At 41.1% G+C, this 11,028-nt stretch carries 11 protein-coding genes and 1 pseudogene; 4 read left to right on the top strand and 8 right to left on the bottom strand.

The window, feature by feature from the left end; translation table 11 throughout:
* Window positions 1-34 precede the first annotated feature (34 nt).
* The 3 genes from ACM0OY_RS37765 to ACM0OY_RS37775 all read right to left on the bottom strand — a co-directional run bounded on the left by ACM0OY_RS37765 (window position 35) and on the right by ACM0OY_RS37775 (window position 3,423).
* Window positions 35-1,831, bottom strand: coding sequence for a strawberry notch-like NTP hydrolase domain-containing protein (locus ACM0OY_RS37765; protein WP_414573838.1), 1,797 nt, complete (start codon window positions 1,829-1,831; stop codon window positions 35-37).
* 311 nt (window positions 1,832-2,142) lie between these two features.
* On the bottom strand, window positions 2,143-2,283 hold the full coding sequence (locus ACM0OY_RS37770; protein ID WP_414573839.1) for a hypothetical protein: 141 nt from the start codon (window positions 2,281-2,283) through the stop codon (window positions 2,143-2,145).
* 201 nt (window positions 2,284-2,484) lie between these two features.
* Window positions 2,485-3,423: an IS5 family transposase gene (locus ACM0OY_RS37775; protein ID WP_414573840.1), complete on the bottom strand. Its 939-nt coding sequence runs from the start codon at window positions 3,421-3,423 to the stop codon at window positions 2,485-2,487.
* A gap of 415 nt (window positions 3,424-3,838) precedes the next feature.
* Between ACM0OY_RS37775 and ACM0OY_RS37780 the strand changes: the two genes are divergently transcribed.
* Window positions 3,839-5,068: a hypothetical protein gene (locus ACM0OY_RS37780; protein ID WP_414573841.1), complete on the top strand. Its 1,230-nt coding sequence runs from the start codon at window positions 3,839-3,841 to the stop codon at window positions 5,066-5,068.
* A 92-nt stretch (window positions 5,069-5,160) separates the two neighbouring features.
* On the opposite strand, the pseudogene ACM0OY_RS37785 reads toward ACM0OY_RS37780, so the two are convergent.
* Window positions 5,161-6,213 (bottom strand): annotated as a pseudogene (locus ACM0OY_RS37785) (J domain-containing protein).
* Window positions 6,214-6,366: 153 nt separating this feature from the next.
* Here ACM0OY_RS37785 and ACM0OY_RS37790 point away from each other — a divergent pair.
* From ACM0OY_RS37790 to ACM0OY_RS37800, 3 genes are all read left to right on the top strand, one after another.
* Window positions 6,367-6,747 carry a hypothetical protein gene (locus tag ACM0OY_RS37790; protein WP_414573842.1) on the top strand — a complete coding sequence of 127 codons (381 nt, stop codon included), beginning with the start codon at window positions 6,367-6,369 and terminating at the stop codon, window positions 6,745-6,747.
* A 25-nt stretch (window positions 6,748-6,772) separates the two neighbouring features.
* A complete protein-coding gene (locus ACM0OY_RS37795) occupies window positions 6,773-7,189 on the top strand; it encodes a hypothetical protein (protein WP_414573843.1) in 417 nt (138 codons plus the stop codon).
* Between the two features lie 435 nt (window positions 7,190-7,624).
* The gene (locus tag ACM0OY_RS37800; RefSeq protein WP_414573844.1) at window positions 7,625-8,575 is read left to right on the top strand and encodes an RpoD/SigA family RNA polymerase sigma factor; all 951 of its coding nucleotides are present in this window, start codon (window positions 7,625-7,627) and stop codon (window positions 8,573-8,575) included.
* A 390-nt stretch (window positions 8,576-8,965) separates the two neighbouring features.
* Here the strand turns inward: ACM0OY_RS37800 and ACM0OY_RS37805 are convergent, their stop codons facing one another.
* From ACM0OY_RS37805 to ACM0OY_RS37820, 4 genes are all read right to left on the bottom strand, one after another.
* The gene (locus ACM0OY_RS37805) at window positions 8,966-9,718 is read right to left on the bottom strand and encodes a DNA-binding response regulator (RefSeq protein WP_414573845.1); all 753 of its coding nucleotides are present in this window, start codon (window positions 9,716-9,718) and stop codon (window positions 8,966-8,968) included.
* Between the two features lie 98 nt (window positions 9,719-9,816).
* Complete coding sequence (locus tag ACM0OY_RS37810; protein ID WP_414573846.1) at window positions 9,817-10,431, bottom strand: Uma2 family endonuclease; 615 nt, start codon at window positions 10,429-10,431, stop codon at window positions 9,817-9,819.
* A gap of 45 nt (window positions 10,432-10,476) precedes the next feature.
* Entirely contained in the window at window positions 10,477-10,680 is a 204-nt protein-coding gene (locus ACM0OY_RS37815) for a hypothetical protein (protein ID WP_414573847.1), read from the bottom strand.
* A 48-nt stretch (window positions 10,681-10,728) separates the two neighbouring features.
* Window positions 10,729-11,004 (bottom strand): hypothetical protein, encoded by a 276-nt coding sequence (locus ACM0OY_RS37820; protein WP_414573848.1) that lies wholly within the window; start codon window positions 11,002-11,004, stop codon window positions 10,729-10,731.
* Between the last annotated feature and the right edge of the window lie 24 nt (window positions 11,005-11,028).

Below are 11,028 nucleotides of genomic sequence, written 5' to 3' on the forward strand. Positions count from 1 at the left end.
AAGTTGTTAGCGATCGCACCTTTTTCACCCAACCTCACAAAATCGCGTTGCTCCCAAATGAAATGACACCTTCAAAATCAGCACCAGCCCACTCCACAATTTGCTTAAGTCGGCTTTTGCTATTCTTTTGAGATCGCAGTGTGGAATATGTGCAGAATAAAATGCCTTGAGTGAACCCGATTGGATCGCCTAGCTTGATGTTCGAGAGGTCGATTATGTCTTTCTCGCTGCCACCCAGCGCACACCAATCTCTACGGGCATCTTCAATAAGGGCAGCACTTTTTGATACCCAGATTGCTTTTCGTCTGCCCTGACACCAGTTGTCTAATATAATACCCGCGCATTGTCTACCCTTACCAGCACCAGTCCCATCGCCAAGGAACCAGCCACGACGGAATTTTACGGCATTTCCTTCGCCCTGTGCTGCTACAGACACATTATCCCATGAGTCATCTACCAAGTAAGACCCAGACAGGAATTCAGAATGCGCTTGACCTGCGTAAATCACGCTCTCAAGCTGTGCCTCCGACAACAAGCCTTGTGAGACAATGTTTCGTGGGAGATGTGGTTTATATGTCGGAGGCGGAGGCGAGACAAGTGCTAAGGCTGCACTCTCACAAAGCAATGAGGGATGGGGTAGAGCGTCCTTGATTCTGATGCGTTGTGGGCGATAGGTTTCATAGAGGCTATCTTTCAACCCATCGGTGGCAGTCCACTCGACAACTTCGTATTCCAAAACTACTACATCGGGAATTTCTGCGGAGGGTTCTGGTTGAGCTACTGTAGTACGTTTCGGTAATTTAACAACCTTCGCCACAGCAGCAGCGACTTTGACAGGTGCGGATTGCCACAGAGCTCGTCCAGGCAACTGCTCAATCAACGCCAGTATTTCGGGCAGTTCCAGAGTTTCTCTAATGCAAGGGATTACGTCTTTTTTATCAGCCGGAACCTTATCAATTACTGTGATTCGGGTTTCTATTGTTGTCCCGTGTTTCGAGTACACCTTGCCACTGACCCCTACAGATAGTAGAACTCGCGCTTTTTCTTGCCACCTAATAAAAGTGTCGCGCCAAGTCGGGTTAGCCGGAGAGAACCAATTGGCTGTAATTGTTACCAACCGTCCGCCGTCGCACAGCCTTTGTAGTGCAGAGTTAATATGGCGAGGGGTTGCGTCGGGGTTGCGATCGCTCACCTTGGGCGATGATGAGAATGGCGGATTCATCAGCACAACCGAGGGCTGAGTCTTACCAGCTAAGTAGTCGTTAATCTGCTCGGCGTTGACTGAGAATAGTGGAGTGCCAGGGAATAGCCGCCGCAGAATTTTGGTTCTATCTTGAGCCAGTTCGTTAAGCATCAGACTCGCCCCCTGGAGCTTGGCAAACTGAGCCAGAATTCCAGTCCCAGCACTTGGTTCAAGCACTAAATCGTTGCTAGTCACTTGTCCAGCCATTGCCACCAAGTACGCCAACGGTAGCGGAGTCGAGAACTGCTGAAGCTGCAATTGCTCCTCACTCCGGCGGGTGTGTGTGAGGCAAAAGGATTCGAGCAGTTGCAGTTGTTCTAAGGGGTTTTGTGGTATTCCTTGACGGCGGAGGTAGAGAACTAGTGCAACTTCAACAGCCTCATACGCATCTTTCCACAACCACTTACCCTGTGCCGCAGTGCCGTGAAAGTGGCGATTCATCTGCGATTGAATAGTTTTTGTAGAAATAGGGCGATGATCAATTAGTGATTTAGCTAGTTCTTGAGCAACGTTGAGGATGGATTGCCCATAATCTAGAACAGTTTGTAGGTCAAAAAGCGTTCCTTGTGTAGCGATTTGGCTGACCATGACTATATATAGATATAATTTCACAAAAAATTGGCGTAGCCGATGCTGAAGACTGAACAAAGCAATCAAATTAGAGTTAATTGCTTGATATTGATTTCTTGTGGATGCTCACGCTCGATCCAATCAAAGGCACATTCAAGATTGAACAAGAATTCTCGCTACTGCTTGGGTTCGGGGATACCAGCCGATGTTTGCTTTGCTGCATATTCGTTACCAACACAGCACAATCAACCATGTGCTTTGTACGTATCGAATGCCAGTTGGTTGCATTGTTGTCTAACTGAGCGTTTCACCTTTTCTGGTGAAGTCTTTCAAAATATAGAGTAGCGAGTTTTGTAATATTCTCCAGACAAAGCAATTGCTCTTTCGAGATGCAGACGAGCAACCGCAAACTCTCTTTCATCTGGAGCGTATTGGAGAGCTACAAATAAAGCACAGTGCGCTGCTTGCATTATTCTAATTTTTGAAACGACAGGGGAAGCGATCGCTTGTAGTAACGCGATCGCTCTGCTTCAAAACCAAGTTGTGGGATTAAGCTGCGGACTTGTTGCGAGGTTTGGAATTCTTTTGAGTGGCGGCTTTGTTGGTAGGTTTAGTGGGCTTTGTTGCATGAAAGGAAAAAAAGACACACCAATCCGAAGTAAGGATAGGAATTAATCTTCGACTTTATAAGAATCAGGTTTACCTAACTGGATCATGCGATTCAGGGCAGCACATTGCAAGAACAACTCCACAGCCTGGTTATCAAAAAAGCGTCGTCTCAACTTGCCACCAAAGATGGTTTTGAGCCGAAAAATGGCAGTTTCAGATAAAGAACGGCGATGATATCCGCTTTCTTGTTTCCATTGTTTACGTCCAACTTGGTTCACCCTTCGCAGATTTTCATCTCTAGGATGGGGCTGAGAATCAGGGTGTGGTTGTTGGATTTTGGCGTTGCTACGCGGTGGAATTGTGGCTTTCGCCCCACGTTGTGAAATGGTATCGTAACAACCTTTTGTGTCATAGCCACCATCACCAGATACTTGTTCTATCGGTTGCTCAATCTGCTCCAATATGTCAGGTAGTACCTCGCAATCAGCCATATCATTAGTAGTCACCACCGCACCCAGAATTTCACCACTTTCACAGTCAACGCCTAGATGCAACTTCCGCCACGTCCGTCTTTTTCCTACTCCATGCGTGCGAACTTTCCACTCACCCTCACCATATACTTTCACCCCGGTTGAATCCACCACAACATGAACAGCTTTATCCTTTGGTATGACTGGCAGTTCTACTGACAACTTGCCCATCCGACGAGATAGGGTAGAGTGATCCGGCACTACTAGCTCAATTCCCATAAGCATGAACAGCGATTCTAAAAATCCCTCTGCTTGTCGCCCTGGTAAATGAAACACCGATTGAATTGTTCCCATTGTGGCGATCGCCGTATCAGAGTAATAATTCGATGCTCCCTTTCTTCCTGTTTTCTGCTGGTTGTGCCACTGCTCGATTACTTCTTCATTTACCCAGAAGGTTATGCTACCTCGCTGCTTTAGTGCAGCATCATAAGCGTTCCAATTCTTGACTTTGTACTGGGCTTTCGTCTTCATCGTCAGGTTGAGGCTTGAGCAGATACAAGTAATGAGTATAATTTACCATCTTCCTTTTTCATGCAACAAAGCCGATTGAATATCCATTGTTGTTCTCTTGAATGCGAGATATTTTCACTCTTGTTGCGCGAAGCGTTTTAACAGCATGGGGATGAAAAAAAAGACATTCGTCAGAATTAACTAACTGAAGATTTAAATTAGGCTCCCCAGTTTTTCTGATGCAATCTAAAATTTTAGACAAATAGATGAAGCGAGCGCAAAAAAGATAAGCTAGAACAGAAAAGGACTATCACGCGTTTCCAGTTGTGTGTTAAGTACTAGAGATGTGATTGAGCTACACAAGAAAGAGTGCTACTTGCAACAGACGTAAAAGTAATACTCGTAACGCAGAAATTAAAACTGAATGGATACTTAGATGCAGATACAGCCTCCTCCCCAAAAATTTCTTCTAACACTATTGTCAATAAAAGATTATTATGCTCCATTGGTAGAAAAGTATGGAAAATTGTATAGAGAAGCTTTAGAGAACCTAAATCATGTAGAAGCGTTGTTATCTAACTGGGCTTTGAAAGATGAGGTGGACACTAATGGCTCATCTGGGGAAGCGATAGAAGAAATATTGACTTTACCTGCTCAAAAAAGCTTGAATAGCAATCATGCTGAGGACTCGAAAACCGAACCAGAATTAGGAGAAGCGAACGAGACTGACGTACCACAAGTAAGCGATTTAGCCACAGAAAATGTATCTTCTCAAAATCAAGAAGATATCAACTTGTCATTAGACCAGACCCAGGCTGCTTCCAGTGTGGTAGAAAACTTGTCTAATGCTGAAAGCTTTGAGATTCTCCAAACTCAAACCCAATCCGATGAGTCTTTTGATGCTGCCCAAGAAAGCATAACTTTGGACAACAGTGACAACAGTGTAGAAACTGCCAGTGAATTAGTCCAGCCCAGTACTACTTCCTCATCCCTCCTTGAAGATGAACCAGCAGCAGCAGAGTCTACCAGCTTAGAACAAGCTAGTACTGCGCCAAACAAATCGTTGTTCGGGCAGGACATTCCAATGGTGGGTGAATATCAGTCTAATAGACGCATCGAAGCGGTTGAAAAGCTACTACAGCAACATATTGGTAATGTATGCCATGTAGATTTTATTGTGCGATCGCTGTATGGAGAGTTAGAACCAAAAGCAACTAAGGTAGTCAAAAGTAGAGTTCACTCAACGCTAACTCAAGGAAAAGAAAGCGGTAAATGGTCGCTCGTTCCGGGTAAACCTGGTTACTACACCAAAGATTTGAAATTACTCAACTCGTCGCGCAAAAATACTTCTTCAAAGCCTAGTCCAACTCAATCTAAAAAACCAGACCCACACGCTAAAGCTAATAGCATTCCCATGAAAGCAGAGTTTGACGGCAAATTTTTGATTGATGCGATTAGTTCGTTGCTGCAAAAGAATCCGACAACAGTTTTTGATGTGGCTGAAGTTATCAACCAACTATATGGAAAACTCAAACCAGAACAGGTTCAACAAGTTAGACCAGCAGTATTGAATGAATTATCGCGCGGTTATCGCACAGGAAGATTCTCTAGAGTACCAGAGGAAAAAGGACTTTATATTTGGGATTCTAAGTTGCTACCAGACTAATAGCAATTCACAATTCGCAATGGGCTTCGCCCCGCTACGCTAACGCAATTAAGAAAGCCAAATTGTACAAGGGTTTGTTAATTAACAGGTTCTTATCGAATCAAGTCTGATAACATCTGTTCCAAAATATCTTGGAGTAATTCCTCCTCAGAGGAATATAGAGAAACTGGGCCAGCAAGAAATTCCTGGATAGTCAACTTCTGCTGTTGAAAATCTTTGACAAAATCCCGGATTTGAGAAACAGCCTGAATTTGAGATTCGATGGCTTCGACCATCCCAGCTACAGCATCAATACCTTGTTTTTTAGCTTTTCGAGAGCTAGAAACCATTGCTCCTTCTGGAGTATTTTTGGCTAAACGTAGCTCTTGTTTTAGATTTTCATATTGAGTCAGGAGAATTTGATTTTGCTGTTCTAGATGGCGACACTTTCGAGTTAAATCATCTTCATTATTGAGATCGACAACTTCCCCCGCTCGTTGACGAGATTCAATTTCTAGCAGCCTTGCCAAATCTCCTTCTTGGTAGGCAATATTTATTTCTTGCATAATTTCGGTATGATATTTTTGTGTTTCGCTATCTTGTACCTTATCCGGGTGAAAGATTTCAGCTAACCTTAAAAATGTGGAGCGAATTTTTTGTTGTGTCTCGGTTCTAGCTCCAGTCCCAAATGAGGTTGTTTCTTGTGCTTGCCAATGTTGATTTTGATAAGGATTTTCGGGAGTTTCAGTGGAAGAATCCTCTTCTACAGTTGAAAACTCTTCCTTTATCTGTTGCTGAAATTGCCCCGTGTCGGGTTTTACACTGATGATTCCGGCAAATTATAGCTGACGATAAACTGCTTGTATCTTCTTGAGAGTTTGTTTACCAAATTTTCGAGTAGTAAAAATAGTTTCAAACAAAGCGTGAATTTCCTGGTCGAGTTGAGCCATTTTTTGGAAGCTGGGATTAGCCCGATGCACAACTTCTGTGGCAAGAGTTCGCCCCTTATCAACAAAGTTATTTAGTTCAGTTCGCTTTTTCTTAATCTGCTTGAGGATAGATTGATGTTCTTTCTCTAAAAATTGTAAGCGTAGATGTAAATCGGAAAGAGCCAGCCCGTTTGCAGCAGTAGACCCAGATGAAAGTGTGGTGGTTCGTCGAGGCATAGAAGTTTTATAATTTTTTCGGCTAAAATACCTAAATGATGATACATCAATACCTATTAATATTAATTAAAATTTGAGCAATCTAGTATTGCAATAAATTTGAACCACAAGAAATATTGAAAAATTATCAAAAATTATTTAGGGTAGCCAAAAATGAAAATTGCGGATTTATCAGACCAAACTAGAAAAAAAATTAAGTCAGTGAGGTGGGACAGAATTATTGAAAAGCACGAAGGCCCAGAAGATTGGGAATCTGTTTTGAAATATGAGGAGCCCGAATTCATCGAGATTGAAGGATGTTTCGTATTATTGCCCGTGGATAAATCACATCATCCTAATATCAGTATAATACGTTCTATATGGAGTAGAGATAACAATTCCGTAACACTATTCTTATCTGATAGTACCTATGAAGACGATCCATTTTTTTCGGGATTTATAGCAGTGTGCGATCGCGTTAAGGATGAAGAGTTTTTCTTGGCAATCGTATACCATGAATGGTTCATTATTGAAAGAACCAATGTTTTTGAATAAATATTAAAGAGATTAGGAGCTAACCATGAGAGTATGGGTTAACGATCCACATTCAGGGGGAGTTAAAATTCCTGAGCAAGTAAAACAAAGAACGAAACAAAGGATATTAGCTTATGCAGAGCAGCATTATGCTGGGAAATATATACGTATCGATGTACGCTTCAAAGGATACTTCTGTTATATAGATGCTTATAAAGAACCATTGATTCCAGACAATTATGACTCGTCATTATTTAAAGTAACGCGTGAAGAATATTTAGCAAGAGCTAGGAATACTCCAATTCACCTTTGTCGATTGCGTTATAAAGGCAATGAAGAGAAATGGACGAAAGCTTTTTATACTTATAGTAATGAAAGATACGAGCCTAGCGTATTTGATAATGGTACTTTTTATGGTACGCCAGAAGAGGCATTTAAAAGTTCAGCAATATATTTAGAATGAACCTAGCATTATTAAGTGAAATACCTGCTGTACCTAAATTTTTTGATTGCAAATTGGTATTAATCAAGACTAAAAAGTTCAAACTTCAACCTCAATTTAAAACAATTCAACACAAAATGCTCGCTCGACAAGTTTCTATCAAATGAATTCGGACAACATCTATCATTTGCGAGTTAAATCATCTTCACTATTAGGAATGATAACTTCCCTAATTTGAAGAGATACAAGACACTCATTTATGATACACGAATAAGTAAATCTTGCATTATGGCAATTTCTTCAGTATTTTAACCGTAGCTAGTTCTTAGTAAAAGTTTCACTTTTAAAACAACAGCGTTCGCCGCATAAGATTAGGTTCCCTGGTTGATATTTTTAATGACGCTATTTGGTTTATACTTTTAAACCTGTCTAAATTAAAAAAAATAAGAAAATTGTATGTCCAGCATAACTTCAGACATGGTGCGCGTATATTTGCAAGAAATTGGTCAGTTCCCGTTATTAACCTCTGACCAAGAAATAACTTATGCAAGACTTGTACAGCAAATGATTGCCCTTGAGCAGCAACAGCAGCAGCTTAGCGAACAATTGCATCGCCAACCAACACCCTCAGAATTAGCGAATTTTGTCAACAAAAGTGAAATTGAAATCAATCAAATCTTCCAGCAAGGTCAACGAGCCAAGCAAAAGATGATTACAGCTAATCTGCGACTGGTGGTTTCAATTGCTAAAAAATACCAACGTCGCAATCTAGAGTTCTTGGATTTGGTTCAAGAAGGAGCAATTGGTTTACAAAGAGGGATAGAGAAGTTTGACCCTAATCGAGGTTACAAATTATCAACTTATGCTTACTGGTGGATTAGTCAGGCAATTACCAGAGCGATCGCTGAAAAATCTCGGACGGTGAGACTACCAATTCACGTTAACGAGAAACTCAATCAAATAAAGAAAGTACAGCGAGAATTGTTTCAAACACTTGGTCGCCGAGCCACTGTTGCAGAAATTGCTCAAAAATTGGACATAGAGCCAAGCCAGGTTCGAGAATACCTCAAAGTTGCTAGTGGGACAGTTTCTCTAGATTTGAAGGTGGGTGACAATCAAGAAACAGAACTAAGCGAACTTCTAGCCTCGGAAGACATTTCGCCGGATGAACACATAACTCAACTTTTGTTGCGTCAAGACTTAAGTAATTTGTTAGCATTACTAAAACCAGTGCAGCGCGAAGTACTAATTTTGCGCTTTGGGCTGTTGGATAATCAAGAACGAAGTTTGGCTCAGATTGGAGAGAAGCTCAATCTCAGTCGAGAGCGAGTGCGTCAAATCCAGCAGCAAGCAATGACTGCGCTACGCCGTCAACAACCGTCTATTGGACAGTATTTAACTTCTTGATTAGGAAATCATACGTTGTTATAGGTATTCTGAGTCAGATTAATTTTATAGAAGTAACATTATTAACAAAACATTTGTGACTTTGTTTGCAGTTTATTTACGTAATGGCTGTTACTGTAATGATTACTTTGGTCTATCAAGGCAAATAAATAATCCTTGTTTAGTATTTTTTATAGCGCCCATGTGTTTTTCAAGAAACATGGGTGCTTTTATTGATGATGCACGGGAGATCCAAAAAATAAAATGCCCAGCCTTATCACATATATTTTCTTGAAAACCTAGTAACTGGTGGCGTTGCGCCTTTCAGGCGCAACGCAAGGCTGGGCATTTTATTACTGGTAAGTGCCCAATCAGCTAGACAAACACCGCCACAATTTTATTACCCTTCGTTTACCAAAAATCACGTCCCCCAGGGGCAGAACCAACTATAAAATCAAAATTACCTTCACCTCTACTCTTATTCAGCGTTTCAATGATTTTTTTTGAGTTATCGTAGGGGCCGCTAACAAAGCATGGTTTTCCATTGCGACCGCATTCAATCCGAATTTTTCCATCCCAGTTTCCAATATGCGAACGTGCTTTTTCAAAGTCTTTGTGTGGTTGAAATCCTAAACTTTCGGCATATTCGCAAGCACTAAATATCATCCCAGCCGCAACTTCAAGCCCAATCTCTTGTGGTTTTTCTGGGAATGGCTCGAATAGTACTTCTACAAAATCTTTAAATTCTCTCCTGTCTAATGTACGTGGTGGTGTGGCATCTTTAACACCTAAGCACCAGACATCTAAAAGATAACTACAAACTGTGATTTGATTGTATCGAGCTACCCTGCTAATAACTACTAATCCTAAACCGCGCTCAATTTCCTTATTGTTCTTTGCAGGTATAATTTTGGTCAGCAGATTTTTGATGCTATTTTCTGGTGAGTTTTTCAGTAATAGCTGGAGCAGATTCTCGCTTGCTAAACACTGGTATACAGGTTCTAATTCCCCTTTTTCTAATCTATCTAATGCAGTTTGCTCTGCTTCATTTTGAATCGCTGCATTAACTTCTGACACTTTAATACCCAGCTTTCGGGCTATTTGTTTTGGTGTTAAATTTAATGCCCGTAACTCCCTGATTTGCTGTTGTTGTGTTTCTGCCATAAATTACTACTTTCTACAAACACGCATCTCCGATTTATTTTGAACTTTTAATTTAATTAACGGCTCCTCGAAATATTCTTTTGGAATTATTTTAGTCCTTACAAAGCAGAATCGAAAATTTGTTGTGCTGTCAATTTGAGTTCGGGAAATAAAGGCGATACAATCACATCATCTCCTCTGAACACAGTCATTTGATAATCGCCGTCAACTAAATTACAAATGGTAATCGTTTGTTGTTTAGGATTACCAGTAAACCTTTTGCCACCGAGTGCAGCATAGTCCACAATCCAATACTCAGGAATTCCGATTTCTTCGTAGTCTCTGAATTTGTCGTAGTAGTCGTCTCGCCAGTTGGTACTAACTACTTCAATGGCGATTGGTACAGATTCCGCTTGAATAACAGTCGATTGTTTGCTCCACAGAGGTTCATTCACGAGATTGTTATGATTTAATACTAAAATGTCGGGAGAATAGGTTGAGTTATTGCTCTCAATTTTGATAAAAGCAGTTTTGGGAATGCGAAACGGAAGCCCCATTTGCAAGAATTGAAAGGTTATCTGTGCTGCCAAAAATCCAACAACATTTTCGTGTTCGCCAGTTGGGGGTGGCATTTCTACAACGACTCCTTTATGTAGTTCATATCGCACCCCATTTGAGGGATACCACTCGATAAATTGTTCAAAGGTTGCTAACTTGGGTAGGGCTTGAGTCATCTAGCACCTCCACATATATTAGATAGTCTATGGCCTGAAGACATCTTAACTCAGGCTGCGATCTCTGCTCAGGTCAAGTTCTTCACCCACTTCAGCCAAGGGAGATTTACGAAAGAATTCTGAGAGTTTGGTTGGTTGTTCTTTCTGAGTATCTTGTATTGTGAGACTTTGGGCTAGAAGTTGGATAATATACAGTTTCTCATTGTGGTTAAGTTGAAGGAGTTGTTGTTCAAGTTCTGGGAGCAGCATTGTTGAGGGTTTAGGTATAGGATAATTTTATTTTACTTTCACGATTGATTAACCCACCAAATAACGAACAACCTGCGGATCTATCGCTGCAATCCGATGTCTAATTGGCTGTGGAGGATTATTGAAAAACTGTTCTAAATCTCGGCTTTTGATTTGATAACAATTGACATAACGCTTTTTCGCTTTCAGCCAACCTTGCCTTACCCAATAAACAACAGTGGTTGGATGTACACAAAGGTTTTTGGCAATCTCACGGCAACTGTAATTATCGAGAATTGGGCGAGTAGAATACCCTATAGCGGTTATCAGTCCAGTTAAGTACACTTAGGAGAAAGCAATTCTACTGAT

Origin of the sequence: Nostoc sp. CCY 9925 (assembly GCF_963920935.1) — a bacterium.
Classification (GTDB): domain Bacteria; phylum Cyanobacteriota; class Cyanobacteriia; order Cyanobacteriales; family Nostocaceae; genus Nostoc.